17 protein-coding genes are annotated in these 18387 nt (G+C 28.7%); 8 read left to right on the top strand and 9 right to left on the bottom strand.

Annotated features, from left to right (window positions below; genetic code table 11):
• Nucleotides 1-148: 148 nt before the first annotated feature.
• The gene (gene nhaC / locus RSA29_RS05800; RefSeq protein WP_332660204.1) at nt 149-1570 is read left to right on the top strand and encodes a Na+/H+ antiporter NhaC; all 1422 of its coding nucleotides are present in this window, start codon (nt 149-151) and stop codon (nt 1568-1570) included.
• A 67-nt stretch (nt 1571-1637) separates the two neighbouring features.
• On the opposite strand, the gene RSA29_RS05795 is transcribed toward nhaC, so the two are convergent.
• Complete coding sequence (locus RSA29_RS05795) at nt 1638-2096, bottom strand: hypothetical protein (RefSeq protein ID WP_332660206.1); 459 nt, start codon at nt 2094-2096, stop codon at nt 1638-1640.
• 357 nt (nt 2097-2453) lie between these two features.
• On the opposite strand from RSA29_RS05795, the gene RSA29_RS05790 reads away from it, so the two are divergent.
• The 3 genes from RSA29_RS05790 to RSA29_RS05780 all read left to right on the top strand — a co-directional run bounded on the left by RSA29_RS05790 (nt 2454) and on the right by RSA29_RS05780 (nt 4623).
• Complete coding sequence (locus RSA29_RS05790; protein ID WP_332660208.1) at nt 2454-2909, top strand: CBS domain-containing protein; 456 nt, start codon at nt 2454-2456, stop codon at nt 2907-2909.
• Between the two features lie 187 nt (nt 2910-3096).
• The gene (locus tag RSA29_RS05785) at nt 3097-4008 is read left to right on the top strand and encodes a DMT family transporter (protein WP_332660210.1); all 912 of its coding nucleotides are present in this window, start codon (nt 3097-3099) and stop codon (nt 4006-4008) included.
• A gap of 183 nt (nt 4009-4191) precedes the next feature.
• Nucleotides 4192-4623, top strand: coding sequence for a hypothetical protein (locus RSA29_RS05780; RefSeq protein WP_332660212.1), 432 nt, complete (start codon nt 4192-4194; stop codon nt 4621-4623).
• Between the two features lie 21 nt (nt 4624-4644).
• Here RSA29_RS05780 and RSA29_RS05775 read toward each other — a convergent pair whose 3' ends face one another.
• From RSA29_RS05775 to RSA29_RS05765, 3 genes are all read right to left on the bottom strand, one after another.
• Nucleotides 4645-6921, bottom strand: a complete 2277-nt coding sequence (locus RSA29_RS05775; RefSeq protein ID WP_332660214.1) for a heavy metal translocating P-type ATPase — start codon at nt 6919-6921, stop codon at nt 4645-4647.
• Between the two features lie 28 nt (nt 6922-6949).
• Entirely contained in the window at nt 6950-7309 is a 360-nt protein-coding gene (locus RSA29_RS05770) for a metalloregulator ArsR/SmtB family transcription factor (RefSeq protein WP_332660216.1), read from the bottom strand.
• A 194-nt stretch (nt 7310-7503) separates the two neighbouring features.
• Nucleotides 7504-8091: a DUF1836 domain-containing protein gene (locus tag RSA29_RS05765; RefSeq protein ID WP_332660219.1), complete on the bottom strand. Its 588-nt coding sequence runs from the start codon at nt 8089-8091 to the stop codon at nt 7504-7506.
• Nucleotides 8092-8385: 294 nt separating this feature from the next.
• Between RSA29_RS05765 and RSA29_RS05760 the strand changes: the two genes are divergently transcribed.
• Entirely contained in the window at nt 8386-9039 is a 654-nt protein-coding gene (locus RSA29_RS05760; RefSeq protein WP_332660221.1) for a hemolysin III family protein, read from the top strand.
• 131 nt (nt 9040-9170) lie between these two features.
• On the opposite strand, the gene RSA29_RS05755 is transcribed toward RSA29_RS05760, so the two are convergent.
• From RSA29_RS05755 to RSA29_RS05745, 3 genes are all read right to left on the bottom strand, one after another.
• Complete coding sequence (locus RSA29_RS05755) at nt 9171-9683, bottom strand: aromatic acid exporter family protein (protein WP_332660223.1); 513 nt, start codon at nt 9681-9683, stop codon at nt 9171-9173.
• A 106-nt stretch (nt 9684-9789) separates the two neighbouring features.
• On the bottom strand, nt 9790-11487 hold the full coding sequence (gene ade, locus RSA29_RS05750; RefSeq protein WP_332660225.1) for an adenine deaminase: 1698 nt from the start codon (nt 11485-11487) through the stop codon (nt 9790-9792).
• Nucleotides 11488-11664: 177 nt separating this feature from the next.
• Nucleotides 11665-12330, bottom strand: coding sequence for a ribonuclease H-like domain-containing protein (locus RSA29_RS05745; RefSeq protein ID WP_346944382.1), 666 nt, complete (start codon nt 12328-12330; stop codon nt 11665-11667).
• A gap of 225 nt (nt 12331-12555) precedes the next feature.
• Here RSA29_RS05745 and RSA29_RS05740 point away from each other — a divergent pair, with 225 nt between their 5' ends.
• Genes RSA29_RS05740 through RSA29_RS05730 form a run of 3 tightly spaced genes read left to right on the top strand, consistent with a single transcriptional unit; the run spans nt 12556 to nt 14732 of the window.
• Nucleotides 12556-12783 carry a ferrous iron transport protein A gene (locus RSA29_RS05740; protein ID WP_332660229.1) on the top strand — a complete coding sequence of 76 codons (228 nt, stop codon included), beginning with the start codon at nt 12556-12558 and terminating at the stop codon, nt 12781-12783.
• A 1-nt stretch (nt 12784) separates the two neighbouring features.
• Nucleotides 12785-14560 carry a ferrous iron transport protein B gene (gene feoB / locus RSA29_RS05735; RefSeq protein ID WP_332660231.1) on the top strand — a complete coding sequence of 592 codons (1776 nt, stop codon included), beginning with the start codon at nt 12785-12787 and terminating at the stop codon, nt 14558-14560.
• Nucleotides 14561-14573: 13 nt separating this feature from the next.
• Complete coding sequence (locus RSA29_RS05730) at nt 14574-14732, top strand: FeoB-associated Cys-rich membrane protein (protein WP_332660233.1); 159 nt, start codon at nt 14574-14576, stop codon at nt 14730-14732.
• A 73-nt stretch (nt 14733-14805) separates the two neighbouring features.
• On the opposite strand, the gene argS is transcribed toward RSA29_RS05730, so the two are convergent.
• Entirely contained in the window at nt 14806-16500 is a 1695-nt protein-coding gene (gene argS / locus RSA29_RS05725; RefSeq protein WP_332660235.1) for an arginine--tRNA ligase, read from the bottom strand.
• 237 nt (nt 16501-16737) lie between these two features.
• Nucleotides 16738-18321 carry an ATP-binding cassette domain-containing protein gene (locus RSA29_RS05720; RefSeq protein ID WP_332660237.1) on the bottom strand — a complete coding sequence of 528 codons (1584 nt, stop codon included), beginning with the start codon at nt 18319-18321 and terminating at the stop codon, nt 16738-16740.
• Nucleotides 18322-18387: the final 66 nt, after the last annotated feature.

Here is an 18387-nt window from a genome sequence, read left to right as displayed (position 1 = left end):
CGGCTCCTTTTGTATTTTTAATTGTATAACCTAAAAATAATTAATTTAAAAATTTTCAGAATAGTCTTGATTTTGCATGAACTACTATATATAATATCATTATACTTTAATTAACTCAAATGTATTTTAAAGGTAGGAGTGTGTATTAATGAAAGAAAAAAAAGAGACTGTTAATGTAATTACACCGAAAATATGGCAATCACTTATCCCTATTCTTGTTCTTATAATTTCTTTATCCGTTGGAATTATATTTTTTGATGCTAGCCCTCATATTCCATTAATAATTGCAGCTATGGTAGCGGCTATCATGGCATTATCTATTGGTTACAAATGGGAAGATATCGAAAAAGGATTTATTGACACTATTCAGATGTCAATGCAAGCAATAATAATACTTATGATTATAGGTATCTTAATTGGAGCTTGGATATTAAGTGGTACTGTTCCAACTATGATTTATTATGGACTAAAAATTTTATCGCCTGGAATATTTTTGGTTGCTACATGTATAATTTGTTCAATAGTTTCTGTTGCAACAGGTAGTTCTTGGACAACCGCTGGTACGGTTGGTATAGCACTTATGGGAGTTGGTATAGGGTTAGGAATTTCAAAACCTATGATAGCGGGTGCTATTATATGTGGAGCTTATTTTGGTGATAAGATGTCTCCCCTCTCAGATACAACTAACCTAGCACCAGCAATGGCAGGTTCTACATTATTTGACCATATTAAACATATGTTCTATACAACTACCCCTAGTATGGTAATTTCGCTTGTAATATTTGGGATTTTAGGTCTTAAATATGCTGGACAAGAATTGGATGTATCCCAAGTTAATATTATTCTTGAAGGACTAAAAGCTTCATGTACAATTAATCCATTATTGCTATTACCTCCTGTAATCGTAATTGTTCTTGTTGTTAAAAAGATGCCTGCTATCCCTGGGTTAATACTTGGTGTAGTGGCTGGAGTTATTTTGGCAATTCTAATTCAGGGATCTAACTACGGTGATATAGTTAATGTTTTAAATACAGGATATACTAGTGAAACTGGAGTAGAAGTAGTTGATAATCTTTTAAGTCGTGGTGGACTTCAAAGTATGATGGGTACTGTAGCATTAATTATATGTGCTATGATATTTGGTGGGATAATGGAGAAAGCTGGTTTCTTAAATGTGTTAGCTCAGAAATTACTTAAATTTGCAGTCAGTACTGGATCTTTAGTATTAGTTACAATCATATCTTGTGTTGTTGTTAACATCTTAGCAGGAGATCAGTACTTATCAATTGTTATACCAGGTAGAATGTATAAGGATGAATACGCTAAACGTGGGCTAGCTCCTAAAAATTTATCAAGATGTTTAGAAGATGCTGGAACTTTAACTTCATGTTTTGTTCCTTGGAATACATGTGGGGCATTTATGGCAACAACACTGGGTGTTTCTCCATTCCTATATCTTCCATACTGTTTTCTAAATTATATAAACCCTGTAATTTCAATAATTTATGGATATACAGGGTTTACAATGGAAAAACTTGAAGAATGTGAAATAGAAACACTTAAAGCATAAAATATTTAAAACAACCTTTAATTTAAAATTAAAGGTTGTTTTTGATTGTGTATAGTATAAATGTAGACTATCTCTTTCTACCTAATTTTTTGCCAATAATAAAACCAACTAAAATCCCGCTTCCTAAAGCTAGCATGGTTTTAACTTTTTCAAATCTTAATTCAGAATCAGAAACAGGTTTAATATTATTAATTATAACTGTATCTTGACCTTCAGCTTCTGTATTGGGATAAATAAATGCACCAACTAGACATAAATGGTTAAATCTTTCTTCAGAAAAATTATTAGACAAATCCTTAAGTGTTTTAAGAAAATACTCTTTAGTCCACAGATTATCTTCTTCCAACTTAATATTGTCATGAATTTCAAACAATCCATCTACGTTTTCTTTAGCATAATTCAAAGCGTTTATTAATTTTTCTGAATTTTCAGGTTCAACTCTAATATATTCAATTAATGCTTTTCTTACATCGTCTATGCTATTTGATTTAACAGATTCTTCAATTAAGTTTAGACTTATTTCCATACGTAAATCTCCTTTTTATATTAATTATCAACCTAAAATTGACGATTACAAATCATATGAACACTTAAATGCTATAATTGTATTCTATAGTATATAAAATATTATATATTTTTTTATATTAAAATTCAACCTTACTATTTAAATAATTAATGAATTCTGATTTCAAATTTTAAAAATGGTAATCAATGTTGAATATTAAAGAATACTATAATGTATATAACAAAATAATTATTACAGTTAGATGTTTTTAAATTGTTAAAAAGTTTATTCAGACTTACGGTGATAATTATGTTATAATTAACCTGTAACATTATATTATACTTATTAAATTAAGAGTTAAATGGAGGATGATAAAATATGAATGTTGCCTTTTTTCTTACTCCTAAAAGTGAAGTTATTTTCGAAAAAATTAATTCTACCATGAGAAGAGCTATGGAAAGAATGGAATACCATAGATATACATCTATACCATTAGTAGATGATAAAGGGAGATATATAGGAACCCTTACTGAAGGAGATATCCTCTGGAAACTAAAAAACTCATCAGAATTAAGTCTTAAAGATACTGAGAATGTTCTAATTAAAGAAATTCCAAGACATGTTAAAAATAAACCTGTATCAATTAATTCAGATATGGAAAGTTTGATACTTGCTGCAAAATCACAAAATTTTGTGCCCGTTGTAGATGATTCAAATATTTTTATTGGAATTATTAAAAGAGGAGATATAATTTCATATTGCTATAAGCGGATTTTCGAAGAAGATGATTGCAATCAATTTAGTGATTTTAAAAATATATCTAAAATAAGTTGATAAATCCATAATAAAAGCATTAAAAACTTTTTTAGTATTACTACTTAATACAGTAGTATGTTAGAAAAGTTTTTTTATTATGAAAACAATAATTCAATTTTAATGGATGAATGGTGAACTATTATAATATAATTAAAAATATGTTATAATATACTATAAGAATTGAATTTATATCTTAGGGGGTACTATGGAAAAAAATTTTAAAAAGAACAGTTTATACGCAGATATAGCATTATTGATAGTAGCTATATTATGGGGGGCAGGATTTATAGCAGTTAAGGACTCATTAGACTTTATAACACCATTTTATCAAATGGCGATGAGGTTTACATTGTCTACTATTATAATGTATATCATCTTTCATAAACGTGTTAATAAAGTGACAAGAGTGCAACTTAAAAATGGATTTATAATAGGAATATTTCTTTTCTTAGGATTTGCACTTCAAACAGTTGGTATCAAATATACTTCGGCAGGTAAAAGTGCATTTTTAACTGCTGTCTATGTAGTTCTTGTTCCATTCTTACAATGGATGTTATCAAAGAAAAAGCCAGATAATTACTCGTTAATAGGTGCAGTAATTTGTATTATAGGTATTTCAATGTTAACTTTACAAGATGGTGTATCTATAGGTTATGGAGATACACTTACATTGCTATGTGCATTTGGATTTGCAGGTCAAATACTAACTATTAGTAAATTCGTTAAAGATGATGATCCTATTATTTTAACTGTTGTTCAAATGGGGACTGCGGCATTACTTTCTATTTCAACTGCAATTTTCTTTGAGCCGTTCCCTACTTCAATGAACTTACAAGGAATAGGTTCTATTATTTATTTAGCTATATTTAGTACAACAATTGCATTTTTAATTCAAAATGTAGCGCAAAAATATACAAGTTCTACGCATACGGCTATAATACTTTCATTAGAATCTTTATTCGGAGCTTTATTTTCTGTATTATTATTAAATGAAATATTTACATTTTCCATGTTAGTAGGATGTGTTTTTATATTGGTAGCTATTATTATAACCGAAACTAAACTAAGTTTTTTAAGAAAGAGTAGTACTAAAGAAAAAAAGAATATTTCATTGTAATATTCACCACCTTTTTTCTATATAAATAGTTAATGTTATTTATATAGAAAAGGTGGTTTTATTATTAATAGGCGTATAAGAAATAAAAATGCTAAAATAGACACTCATAAATCAAATCTAACTAAGTTCTTTTTTGAAAAGCTGTATATTCTTCCCATTATAGTTTTAGTATCTATATTATATATGTTGTATAATAGTTCTGAAATCTCAAACAATAAATTGTTATCATATATGCAATCTATTCCTAAAGATTTTCTTCCTAATAATGCTATAGAAGAAAATCACGTAATAAATTATAAAGGTGTCATTACAAATATTAATTTAATATTTGAATTTGACAAGAGTTGCAAGGAAAGCAAAACATCTAAACTTATATATACTTACTATAACGAAAATAATGAACCTACTATAAAAACCATCCTATATACACATGGAAAATTTTTTGTAAATGTTGACAATACTAGAACATCTAATGGCAATAATGTAATTAAAAGCTATCAATTCGATGATTATGAAATTGTTGATGACAAAGAAAAATTAACTATATTTTTTCAGAATAGTACAGATAAGATAGATTTTTTAATTTACAATAAAAAAACAGGAGAAGGCAATTAATGCTTTCTCCTGTTTTATTTTTTAGTCTTCTAGTTTCATTGCACGCATAGCATTCAAAACTGCTAGTAAAGTAACTCCAACATCTGCAAATACTGCCATCCACATATTGGCAATACCTATCGCTGCAAGTGCTAATACTACTATCTTTATTAGCAATGAAAATACTATATTTTGAACAACAATTTTTTGGGTTTTTCTAGCAATCTTTATTGCTGTAGAAATCTTAGCAGGGTTATCTGTCATTATAACGACATCAGAAGCTTCTATTGCTGCATCAGAACCTATACCACCCATAGCTATTCCGACATCAGCCCTAGCTAATACAGGTGCATCATTTATTCCATCCCCTACAAATAAAATTGTACCTTTTTTAGAAAGTGTTTTATATAGTTTTTCTATCTCTGCAACTTTTTCATGAGGCATTAATTCAGAATTAATTTGATCAATTGAAATTACTTTGGCTACATAATTTGCAATTGTTTTATTATCCCCAGTCAACATAACTGTTTTCTTTATTCCAATTTCTTTTAAATCAAAAATAGCCTTTGGAGCAGATTCTTTTATTTTATCTGAAATAACTAACGTTCCTACAAAATTATTATTTACAGCTAAATATACAATAGTTCCAACGTCATTCGATTTAATGTAATTTATTTCGAGCTCTTCCATCAACCTGTAGTTACCTGCATAAATATATCTATCTCCAAAATATATCTTAACACCTTTTCCAGCAATTTCATCATAACTTTTAATTCTAGTTTTATCAATTACGGCCTTAGCGTTTAATCGTTTATATGATTCAACTATAGACTTTGCAATTGGATGATTTGAATATATTTCAGCATATGCTGCATATTCTATTAATATATCTTCAGTGATAAATCCATGTGGTAAAATCTTTGTAACTTCAAAACTTCCCTCTGTTAATGTTCCTGTCTTATCAAAAACTACTATTTCAGCATTACTTAAGGCTTCTAAATAATTACCACCTTTAACTAAAATACCACTCCTAGACGCACCTCCAATTCCTCCAAAGAAACTTAATGGAATAGAAATTACGAGTGCACATGGACAAGACACAACTAAAAATGATAATGCTCTGTATACCCAAGTTGAGAATTCACCACCAACAAATATAGGTGGTAAAATCGCTAACATAATAGCTAAAATCACTACAATTGGTGTATACCATCTAGCAAACTTTGAAATGAATTTTTCAGCTGGTGCCTTTTTATTAGATGCATTTTCAACAAGTTCAAGTATTTTGGAAACTGTAGATTCACCAAATTCCTTAGTAACTTTAATTTCTATTAGAGATGTTTTATTTATTGAACCAGCTAAAACTTCATCTCTCTCTTTAATAATCCTTGGAACTGATTCACCTGTTAATGCAGACGTATCTATTTGTGATGAACCTAGCACTACTACACCATCTAGAGGTATTTTCTCACCAGGCTTAATTAATATTATATCATCGACATTGATGCTCTCTGGTGACACTACATTTATATCACCATTTTTAAGTTTAAGATTAGCATAATCAGGCCTAATATCCATAAGATCTGCTATTGACTTCTTAGATTTATTAACAGCAAGATCTTGAAAAAACTCCCCTACTTGATAGAATAACATTACACCTACAGCCTCAGGATATTCACCTATAGCAAATGCGCCGATTGTAGCTATACTCATTAAAAAATTTTCATCAAATAGTTGACCACGAATTATATTTTTACCAGCGATTAATAAAATATCTCCACCAATAATTAAATATGATAGTATAAATAAACTTAAGCTTATTATTCCACTAGTTAAAGCAGCCGAAAAACCTACTATTAATCCTATGCTAAGTTTAATAATTTTTTTCTTAGAGTAAGCTGTTGCATGACTATGATTATGATTATTACCTTGATCATGGTTTTCCAAACTTCTTATTTGATCATGATTTGATTCTAAAGTTGAATTTTGAACATGATTGGTATTACTTTTTGGTCTGGACTTACTGTTACTATTTATTTTAATATTGCCCTGAATTGGATTAATTCTTTTACCAATATGATTTTTATCAATTTCTTTTACCTTAACACCATGTTCTATTCTTGACGCTATTTTATCTACATCTTTAAATACTAGCTCTTTATCAATATCTGCTTTAAGCTCTAAAATTGCTTTAGATGTTATTGAATTAACTACCGCACTTTCAATATAAGGTAGTCCATTTAGTTCACGTTCAATTTTAAGTGCACAATTTGCACAAGTTAGTCCTTGTATTTGATAAATACGTTTTGTTTCTCCCATACCTTATCTCCCCCTTGATTTTAATTACTCACTCATTTATATGATTTAACCCTTTATAGAAAATATCTTTAACATGGTCATCATCTAATGAGTAATATATAACCTTACCATCTCTTCGAGATTTAACAATTCTGGACATCTTTAATACTCTCAGTTGGTGTGATATAGCTGATTGAGTCATATTCGTTAATGCTGCGATATCGCAAACACATGCTTCGGTATTCATTAGAATATTAAGAATTTTAACTCTAGTTGGATCACCTATTGATTTGAAAAAATTTGCTAAATCACTCACAGTGTTATCATCTAATGATTTACCATGCAATTTATCAATAACTTCACTGTGAATGTAATTACAATTGCATAATTCTAGTTGTTCCATATACATAACCTCCTCATATGAATATATGCTCATATATCTATAATATGATCTTAATACTTATTTGTCAATAAAATTTATATTTTTTTATTTTGCAATTTATATTACATCATATTTAGTAACTTGAAAATTTATTTATATAATTGAGTAATAAATAAATGCCGCTATCCTAAATATTAGAATAACAGCATTATATTAACACATTAAAAATATTTATCAATTATTTTTTCGGCAAGTCGTTTGTTCAATGCTGCCGAATTTAAAAGTGCTAGTATAGTAGATAGTAATTTTTGATAATTAATATCATTATTTTCACCGTCTATATCTTCATACAGAGAAGATACAGAATGTAGAGTATTTTCTAATAATATTTTTTCTTCTTCCCATTGCTTATTTTTAAGGATAAGGTATTTTTCATACAATTCAGAAATATTTAAAATATCATCGTCTTTACACACACCTTCCACCATAGGATTAAAAATTTTTTTAATATCTCCTATTGACAATGTTTGTTTTAAATCGTAAGTCATAATCATTAAAATTATATGTTCTTTAGTATATTTTTTATTTTTAGTCGGAAATAATAGTTTATCTTTAGAATAATTGTTTATCATAGTCTTTGTTAATATCTTATCACTTTCATTTCTTTTAGAGTTTGATAGATTATTTTCAAATAGCTGAATAACTTGATCCATGTACAAATCAAGATCTGGTATCTTATTTAATTCTATTTCTTCATTAAGATTTAAGTTCAAAAATAATTCAACTAATTCATTATCGTCAAATTTCATAATTATTTTACACCTCTCGCCCATAATCTACGTATTAAAATTATATAATAATATTATGATACCATTATTTGCTATGTATAAACAAGGCATTCCAAATATAGAATAATTAAATCCACTTAAAATCATTATAAGATTAAAATCTAAATATAATATTTATTTAAAATTGATTATATAGAAATTAACATAAAATTAATAAAATAAGTATATATTTTATTAATTTTAGTAGTATACTATATATATGACATCACATAGTATTAAAAACTAGGTGTGCAATTACATTTAGGAGGTATTTATATGAATACTAATTTTCGTGAACCATTCAGTGGATTTTCACACATATTTGGAGCGGCTATTTCTTTCTTAGGGATATGTTTCCTAATAATTAAACAGATATCTGCTAATAACTATGATTTTTATACTCTAATTTCAACTATTATATTTGGATTAAGTTTAATTCTACTCTACACTGCAAGTAGTGTTTATCACCTTACCATTGCTAAAGATTCCGTTATTAAATTTTTGAGAAAATTAGATCATGCAATGATATTCGTGCTCATTGCAGGAACCTATACTCCAATCTGTTTAGTTCTTTTAAGTAACCCACTTAAATATTATATGCTATTTACTATATGGGGTATGGCATTAGCTGGAATAATATTCAAGATGATTTGGATTAATTGTCCGTCTTGGTTATCTTCATCTATATATATACTCATGGGATGGATGGCTATATTTATCTTTGGACCATTGTCATCAGTAGTCTCAGCTAGTGGCCTGTTTATTCTAATTCTTGGTGGGGTTTTATATACAATTGGCGGCGTGATTTATTGTTTAGAGAAAAAAGGTGTTCACAGAAGTTTTGGAGCTCATGAAATTTTTCATATATTTGTGATTTTAGGAAGTATGGCTCATTACTATTTTATTTATAAGTATGTTTTAAATCTATAATGTATTAAAATATAATATTATAGATACTTGTTAGGTTAATGATATATAAATGACAAAATACTACTAAATTAATTTAGTAGTATTTTGTCATTTATAGTGTTTTAATATAATTTAACACATACATATTAAAATTACTCATTAAGATCTGCCTCTTTAGAAAATTTTGAATCTACTGGTGGTGAAATAATATAATTAATAAATATTGAAATTATAATCCCTACTATAGTATCAAAAGTTCGTTGAAATGCATAAAATACAATATTTTCACTGCTCATTGTAATCATTATTACACAAAAAACAACACATGCGATTGATATAGAATCTTGCCAATTTAATAAATTTAATAAAGTTATCAATATAACTATACCAGTAAAAATTAAAAATACATTACCAGGGTGAATTAATACAGCTATTACACCCAAGCATCCACCAATTATAGTTCCAAGTACTCTTGAAATTCCAGCATGTATCCCCTTTTTAACAGTTGTTTCCATAGAAATCAATGCAGAAGTAGCAACGAAAAAAGGTGATTGTAGTTTAAATATATCCGATATTACTACACTTACTGCAACTGCTAGAGCAGTTTTGATATTTCTCATTCCTACATATTTTTTTAAGTTTGTTATGATGTTTAAGTTCTTCAAAATCCAATCTCCTCGTGTATTATAGTGTTACTCATACTACTAAAAGTAATAATTCAAATAGATTATTACTTTTATATTATATAAGATTATAATAATATTTCCACTATTAATCAAAAAAAACTGGAAGTTTACTTAATGTTTTATATGAAATTAATCCTTTAGTTGTTAATTTAACTTCTGGTATTACTGGTAAGCTCATAAATGATAATGTTATAAATGCATCTACATTTACCTTCAATCCATGTTTATCCATAAAAACATTTAACTCTTTCAATCTACTATATACATAATCTACTGATGCGTTAGTAAGTATGCCTCCAACTTCTAGAGGTAAGGTATTTATTACATCCCCATTACTAACAATCGCAATTCCACCGCCAATATCAATTAGAGTATTTACTGCTTTAGCCATATCATTATCATTATCACCAATTACAATAATATTATGAGAATCATGTGCTATACTTTGCGCAACCGAGCAATTTTTAAGTCCCATTCCCGATAAAAATGCTAGTGAATAATTTCCAGTTCGTTTATGGCGCTCAAATACTGCTATTTTCAAAACATCTTCATATGAAGACATATCTAGTTTATTATCAATAATTATGCTCGGCCTTATACTTAATTTTGTTTCGAGTGAATTGGGTATTATTTCAATCACATTCATATTGCTTCCAGTAGGTGTAATCTGAAAGTGTTTTTCAGTTAATTTATCCATATTTACTGTGTTTCTTGCTACAAACTCATTTGAGGTATCACGAGATTTATTAACAATATGTCCACTTTTAATAACTATATCAATATCAACATCATCTAAATTATTTAGAATCACTAAATCAGCAATATATCCTGGAGCAATAGCACCTTTTTTGCTTAATCCATAACATTTACACACATTATAAGTCCCCATAATATAGGCCTTTATAGGGTTAAGTCCACATTCAATACTAAGCTTTATTGCATTATTAATTGTCCCCTCTTCAATTATATCCTCTATATGTCTATCGTCTGTACAAAACGAAAAGTTTCTATAATTATTATCATCAACTGCGCCAATTAAGTTTATGAGATTTTTTGCTGCAGAACCTTCTCTTATTAACACATGCATTCCTAATCTTACTTTTTCTAAAGCCTCTTCCTTGGTAATGCATTCATGATCCGTCTTAATTCCGGATAAAATATATTGATTAAGTTGACCTAACGAAATATGAGGCGCATGTCCATCTATATTGCTGTCTTTAAAGGCATCTAACTTTTCCATCATACTTGGATTCATCGTTGTCACTGCATTAACATCCATAACCTCTCCTAAACCAATAACTTTAGGAGAGGTTATAAATTCATATAAATCTCTTGCATTTAATACTCCACCATTTTCCTCAAATTTTACAGCGGGGACACAGGATGGCATCATAAAATGTATATCTATAGGTGCTAATTCTGAGTTATCCATCATAAGTTTAATTCCGTCTACTCCGAGAACATTAGCAATTTCATGTGGATCAGCTATAACTGTAGTAACTCCATGATTAATTACAAGATTACCATAGGTATTAGGTGTAACCATTGATGATTCTATATGAATATGTGCATCAATAAACCCTGGCGATATAAATTTAGAGCTACAATCAATTTCTTCTATTCCACTGTACGTACCCACACCTATTATTATATCTTCAACAATACCTATATCAGCTTGTTGAATTTCCGACGTGAATACATTTATAAATTGAGCATTTTTTAGGACTAAATCACATTTTTCATTATTTATAGAAGCATCTCTACCTCTGGACAATATTGACATAATACCACCTCTTGTTTTATTATACTAAAAATGATCTTGAATAATTTGCATATATAAATTCTACTTTAATGATTATTGTGATATAAATTACTTGCACGATAGGATTATATGATATTTAAATATAAAGCTATCTCATAGAAAAATACAAATTTATATTCTTCTATGAGATAGCTTAAATTATTCAGATTTAATATATTTATTCCATTGTGTATATATATGAAATAAACTAACAACATCTTGCATGTTATATAAGAGGATTTTATCCTTCTTTTCAGTTGGCATTCTAGAAAAATACATATCATCTTTCATTATTTTCCCAAATGTTTTGGCTAGTGTCGAGCCACTTATGATCTCACTTTCGCGAATAATGCTACATTCGCTTTCAAGAGCTTTTAATCCTATTGATTTTTTCTTTACTTGTTCATATTTCTTTTGTAAATCTATGCTTTTAAAATAATCTTCCCAATTATAATTGAATTCATATTTATTAAATAAATAGTCTAAAACTATAAAGTCATTATTTCCTGAAAATGTAACTATATATTCTTTTCCAAACTCTTCATTCATTTTGATGAAATACTCCTTTGATAAAAGTAGCACTTTTTCTAATTCATGTTTATTTTCCATCATATATTGAGTAATCATAAGTTTATCATTTTCTTCATCATAATATCCGGCTCCAAAAACTCCTATGCATATAGGCTTTTTGTATACATAATGCTCCAAATCAAAAAAAACAGACTTTTTAAAAAAATCATTTTCACCATTTATGCTTAGACTATCATTAAACTCAGACTTATCGATATCTAAAGCAATTTCTTTAATTATCACCTTACCACTCATTTCTTTAACATGTATTATATATTAATTGTACATAATTAAATATGTAAAATATTTAATTAAAAGTAAACCATAAAAACATATATTAGTATTATATCATATCATGACATAAATTATCTATATGTAAATCTCCTTATAAAATATAAATTTATACATTGACAATAATTATCATTTAGAATATACTATTAATATATAATTGATAATTGTTTTCAAGAAGGAGTGATATTCATGAACGTTTTTAATTTAAAACCAGGTCATAAAGGTTTAATTAAAGAACTAGCATGTGACGATAAATTAACAAAAAGATTATTGGCATTAGGGTTTGTAGAAGGAACTGAAATATTAGTAAAAAAAGTTGCACCATTTGGTGATCCAATTATAATAAATTTAAGAGGTACTGATTTAGCAATCAGAAAAAAAGATGCTGAATTAATATTTATTAAGGAGGCTATCTAGTATGAAAACTATAGCTCTTATAGGTAACCCAAACGTTGGTAAGACTACTTTGTTTAATTCTCTTACAGGGTCTAACCAATATGTAGGTAATTGGTCAGGTGTAACAGTTGAAAAAAAAGAAGGTTACCTTACAAAGGATATAAAAATTATTGATTTACCTGGAATATACGCTATGGATACATTCTCAAATGAAGAAAAAGTGTCTAAGGATTTTCTATACACTGATGAAGTTGACTTGATAATAAATATTATTGATGGTTCAAATCTAGAAAGAAATTTATATCTTACGTCTCAATTAACTCAATTTAACAAGCCTATTTTATTGGTTGTTAATATGATAGATGTAGCTAAAAGTCAAGGGATTCACATTAATTATGGTGAACTTTCTGAAAAATTAGGAGTTACAATTTTACCTGTATCAGCTTCTAAAGGTGACGGAGTAAGAGAATTAAAAGAATTATTGCAGACTGACATCGTTAATAATGTTAACTATGAAATTAATAAAAAGCATAATTTTTCTATGCTTAATGAAAAGGAAACCTATTCATATATCGATAGCATTCTGAATAGTTGTGTAAATGGTAAAAAATCTATTACTGATAACGTAACAGAAAAAATCGACTCAATTGTTCTTAATAAATTCTTGGCTTATCCTATTTTTTTAGGAATTATGTTTTTAATATTTAAGTTTACTTTCGATTGGATAGGAGGGCCTCTTCAAGAAATAGCAGATACATTAATAAATGTAAATTTCGTTTCTCTTTTAGAAATTCCTTTAGCAAACACTGCACCATGGTTTCACTCTTTAATAATCGATGGAATTGTTGGAGGTGTTGGATCTGTAATAGTATTTTTACCTATAATATTAACATTATTTATTGGAATTAGTTTTCTGGAAGATAGTGGATACATGGCGAGAACTGCATTTATTATGGACAAGCTAATGAGGAAATTGGGTCTTTCTGGAAAAGCGTTCATTCCACTTTTAATGGGTTTTGGATGTTCTGTACCTGGTATAATGTCAGCAAGGACTTTAGAAAGTGAAAAAGATAGGAAATTAACAGCGTTGATAATACCATTTATGTCTTGTAATGCAAGGTTACCTGTTTATGCATTATTTACAAGTGCTCTGTTTGCATCAAGTGAGTCATTGGTTATATTTGGACTTTACATCTTAGGTATATTAATTGCATTTTTGATGGCATATATATTTAAGAACACTATATTCAAAAAAGATGAAGAACCATTTATTATCGAATTACCCGAGTACAAGCTCCCTGAATTTAAAGGTTTGATGATTCATACATGGGAAAAAGGTAAAGGGTTTTTGAAAAAAGCTGGAACTTTAATATTTTCAATATCTGTATTAGTATGGTTTTTGTCAAACTTCAGTATAAATGGTATGGTGGATATTAATGAAAGTTTCTTAGCTACAATTGGTAACTTTATCTCTCCAATATTTAGACCATTAGGATTTGGGACATGGGAAAATTCAGTTGCACTGTTAACTGGGCTTATGGCTAAGGAAGTTGTTATAGGTACTATGGGTGTACTATATTCTGGAGATTTAGTAGCGAATATTGCAGCCTCATTTACTACCGCAAGTGGAATTTCATTCTTAGTATTTACCCTATTATACACACCTTGTGTGTCAGTTATTGCTACTTTGAAAAAGGAATTTAGTACTAAATTAGCTACATTTTCCGTAATCTATCAATTTGCAGTAGCATGGATATTTTCCTTTTTAATATATCAAATAATGAATATTATTATTTAAATGAGGTGAAATTATGATAGAGATTATAATAACTCTACTAATTGTTGGATTTGCTGGTTTCATATTATATAAAAAAATAGGAACCAAAACTGGTGGATGTGATTGTGGAAGTTGTACATCAAAATGTCCAAACTTCGTAACAAAAGTAGATAATAAAATTGATGATAAATAAAATAATTTATAAATAATTAAATCCCAGTGAAGATTTCGCTTCACTGGGATTTTTACTGTACTATTTTAGTAATTTACATTTCATCTACAGTTTCAAGACCAATAAGGTTTAATCCGTTGTGTAATACTTGAAGAGTAGCTTTTACTAAAGATAATCTTGTCTGTTTTGTTATTTCATCTTCTGAATTTGATATATTTATAGCATTATAGAACTTATTAAATGCTTTAGCCACATCAATAGTATATCTAGTAATAATACAAGGTTGTAATTTATCTAAAGCCTGTTTTATAGCATTATTAAATCCTGATAATTCTTTTGCAAGTTCAAATTCTTCACTTGAAATAAGCTTACTATAATCAACTTCTGATGTTGCCTCTCCTAGTTTTCTTAGGATACTTTTTCCTCTAGCATAGGTATACTGAACATAAGGACCAGTTTCTCCTTCGAAACTTAGCATTTCGTTCCAATCAAAAACTATATCTCTTTCTCTTGAATTTTTAAAGAAAGTGAATACAATGGCACATATTCCAACCTTTTTAGCTACATCTCTCTTATTTTCAAGATTAGGATTCTTCACATTTATTATTTCTTCTGTCTTAAGAACTGTTTCATTTAATAAATCTTCAAGGAACATTATATTACCTTTTCCGGTAGAAAACTTTTTGTCTGGGAATCTAACAAGACCAAAAGGTGTATGTATACAATCATCAGCCCAATCATAACCCATCTTTTTAACTGTTGTGAATACTTGCTTAAAATGTAGAGATTGATCCTTTGCCACTACATATATATTCTTGTGAAAATCATAAGTTTCTTTTCTATAGAACATAACAGCTAAATCACATGCAGCATGAATAGTTGCTCCATCAGCTTTTCTAATTATACATGGCGGCATATTTTCTTTCTCAAGCATAACAACTTTAGCTCCGTTACTTTTAACTAATAATCCCTTAGAATCTATTTCTTCTATAACTGAACCAATCTTGTCTGTATAAAAGCTTTCTCCATCAAAAGAATCAAAGTTAATATTTAATAAATTAAATAATCTATCAAATTCCTTTAAACTTAAGTTTTTAAACTTAGTCCAAAGTTTAACCTCAGCTTCATTACCATCTTCAAGAAGTTTAAAGTATTTTCTTCCTTCATCATCAAGGGTAGGATTCTTTTCTGCCTCATCATGGAATTTAACATATACTCTTAACATCTCTTTTATAGGTTCTTCTTCTAATGCTTTTTCATCACCCCAGTTATTATATGCATATATAAGCTTTCCAAACTGTGTTCCCCAGTCACCTAAATGATTAATACCAATAGCATTATATCCCTGTGAATTGAATATTTTGTGTAGTGAGTTTCCAAGCATTGTTGTAACAAGGTGTCCAACGTGGAATGGCTTTGCAATGTTAACTGAGCAATACTCTATAATAACATTTTTATCTACACCTTCATTTGTTGTTCCATACTGCTCTTTTTCACTAAGTATTCTTTCTATAATATCCTTTATAAAATCACTTTTAGCTACGAAAAAGTTTACATATGGCCCCAATACCTCTATTTTTTCAAATCCATCAATGTTACCCATCTGTAATTTTAAATCTTGAGCAATGATATTTGCTGCTTTCTTCATAGCGTTAGCTAATTGAAAACAAGGAAAAGCGAAATCTCCCATATCAGCTTTTGGTGGGTTCTCAATAACTTTTATAATGGTTTCCGTATCTATATCTATATATGTGCATAAGTTTTCAGCTATTATATTTTTATAATCCATGATAAATCCTCTCTTTCTTTTAGATGCTACATTATCTAATATAAAAATCCGTATAAAAACCCGTCTCTTTCTTTACGAAAGAGACGGGTATATATCCGTGGTACCATTCTAATAAAAGTCCACTCAAACATTTAACGCAATAGCGACTGGTCCCTACTAACCTAAATTTTCGGGGAGCTTCTCAAAGGTTCTCTTCATAATTTATTTAAATAAATATCCTTTAAGTTGTGTACTCAATTATTTTAATTCAAGATACTCATCATAGGTCATAGTTTTATCAATTACTTCACCAGTAGGAAGTATTTCAATTATTCTATTTGCAATAGTATTAATAAACTGATGGTCATGAGATGTAAATAGCATTGTTCCAGCAAAGTTCATTAACCCGTTATTTACTGCTGTTATTGATTCTAGGTCTAAATGGTTTGTAGGTTCATCTAGTATTAATACATTAGCTCCACTAAGCATCATTTTAGATAACATACAACGAACTTTTTCTCCTCCAGAAAGTATAGATGACTGCTTTAACGCTTCTTCTCCGGAAAATAACATTCTACCAAGGAATCCTCTTATAAAGCTTTCAGCCTTTTCTTCAGAGAATTGTCTTAACCAATCTACAAGATTTAAGTCACATTCATTAAAGTATTCTGAGTTATCTGACGGGAAATATGATTGAGAAGTAGTTACACCCCATTTGAATGTTCCACTATCTGGCTCCATCTCACCCATTAAGATTTTGAATAAAACTGTTTTTGAAACTCCATCCCCTAAAAATGCAATCTTATCATTTTTATAAACCATAAAGCTTACATTATCAAGGACCTTTACTCCATCAATAGTCTTACATAGATTTTCAACAACTAATAAGTCATTTCCAGCTTCTCTATCTGCTTTAAATCCAACAAAAGGATATCTTCTTGAAGAAGGTTTGATATCGTCTAGTGTTAATTTATCTAATTGTTTTTTTCTACTAGTAGCTTGCTTAGCTTTTGAAGCATTTGAACTAAAACGAGCTATAAAGTTTTGAAGATCTTTAATTTTTTCTTCTTTTTTCTTATTTTGATCTTTAGACATTTGTAATGCTAACTGACTTGATTCATACCAGAAATCATAGTTACCAACATACATTTGTATTTTACTAAAGTCTATATCTGCCATATGGGTACAAACTTTATTTAAGAAGTGTCTATCATGTGATACAACAATAACAGTTCCTTCAAAGTCCATCAAGAAATTTTCAAGCCAAGCTATAGATTTAATATCTAAATGGTTTGTAGGCTCATCCAGTAATAAGATATCAGGATGTCCGAAAAGTGCCTGTGCAAGTAGAACCTTAACTTTTTCAGAACCATTAAGATCCTTCATTAATTTAAAGTGTAAATCTTCACTAATTCCAAGTCCTTGTAATAATGTTGCAGCCTCACTCTCAGCTTCCCATCCATTAAGGTCTGCAAACTCTCCCTCAAGTTCTGAAGCTTTCATGCCGTCTTCATCACTAAAATCTTCTTTAGCATAAAGAGCATCTTTTTCATTCATAATTTCAACTAATCTTCTATGTCCCATAATTACAGTTTTTAAAACTTCTTCTTCGTCAAATTCGAAGTGATCTTGCTTTAACATAGTCATTCTTTGACCAGTTGTTATAGAAACATCTCCTGTATTAGGTTCTAAATCTCCTGATAGTATTTTTAAAAATGTAGATTTACCTGCTCCATTGGCACCTATTAAACCATAACAATTCCCCTCAGTAAACTTAATATTTACATTTTCAAAAAGTTTACGTGCTCCGTATCTTAAACTAACGCCTGTAGTACTAATCATAATGTTACCTCCAATTATCCATTAAAAAAGTCTTACCTAACATGGTAAAACTTTTTGATTTTTTAT

This window comes from Clostridium sp. (assembly GCF_036660475.1).
Taxonomy (GTDB): Bacteria; Bacillota; Clostridia; order Clostridiales; family Clostridiaceae; genus Clostridium_J.
The sequence above is the reverse complement of the archived record's forward strand: the minus strand, read 5'-3'. Positions and strand labels throughout refer to the sequence as shown.

Excerpts from the sequence above, each read along its gene's own strand:
- RSA29_RS05780 (WP_332660212.1), top strand. The coding sequence starts at position 4,192 with ATGTTGTATAATAGTTCTGAAATCTCAAACAATAAATTGTTATCATAT.
- RSA29_RS05720 (WP_332660237.1), bottom strand. The coding sequence starts at position 18,321 with ATGATTAGTACTACAGGCGTTAGTTTAAGATACGGAGCACGTAAACTT.
- nhaC (WP_332660204.1), top strand. The coding sequence starts at position 149 with ATGAAAGAAAAAAAAGAGACTGTTAATGTAATTACACCGAAAATATGG.
- RSA29_RS05785 (WP_332660210.1), top strand. The coding sequence starts at position 3,097 with ATGGAAAAAAATTTTAAAAAGAACAGTTTATACGCAGATATAGCATTA.
- RSA29_RS05730 (WP_332660233.1), top strand. The coding sequence starts at position 14,574 with ATGATAGAGATTATAATAACTCTACTAATTGTTGGATTTGCTGGTTTC.
- ade (WP_332660225.1), bottom strand. The coding sequence starts at position 11,487 with ATGTCAATATTGTCCAGAGGTAGAGATGCTTCTATAAATAATGAAAAA.
- RSA29_RS05775 (WP_332660214.1), bottom strand. The coding sequence starts at position 6,921 with ATGGGAGAAACAAAACGTATTTATCAAATACAAGGACTAACTTGTGCA.
- RSA29_RS05770 (WP_332660216.1), bottom strand. The coding sequence starts at position 7,309 with ATGTATATGGAACAACTAGAATTATGCAATTGTAATTACATTCACAGT.
- RSA29_RS05765 (WP_332660219.1), bottom strand. The coding sequence starts at position 8,091 with ATGAAATTTGACGATAATGAATTAGTTGAATTATTTTTGAACTTAAAT.
- RSA29_RS05745 (WP_346944382.1), bottom strand. The coding sequence starts at position 12,330 with ATGAGTGGTAAGGTGATAATTAAAGAAATTGCTTTAGATATCGATAAG.
- feoB (WP_332660231.1), top strand. The coding sequence starts at position 12,785 with ATGAAAACTATAGCTCTTATAGGTAACCCAAACGTTGGTAAGACTACT.
- RSA29_RS05790 (WP_332660208.1), top strand. The coding sequence starts at position 2,454 with ATGAATGTTGCCTTTTTTCTTACTCCTAAAAGTGAAGTTATTTTCGAA.
- RSA29_RS05795 (WP_332660206.1), bottom strand. The coding sequence starts at position 2,096 with ATGGAAATAAGTCTAAACTTAATTGAAGAATCTGTTAAATCAAATAGC.
- RSA29_RS05760 (WP_332660221.1), top strand. The coding sequence starts at position 8,386 with ATGAATACTAATTTTCGTGAACCATTCAGTGGATTTTCACACATATTT.
- RSA29_RS05740 (WP_332660229.1), top strand. The coding sequence starts at position 12,556 with ATGAACGTTTTTAATTTAAAACCAGGTCATAAAGGTTTAATTAAAGAA.
- argS (WP_332660235.1), bottom strand. The coding sequence starts at position 16,500 with ATGGATTATAAAAATATAATAGCTGAAAACTTATGCACATATATAGAT.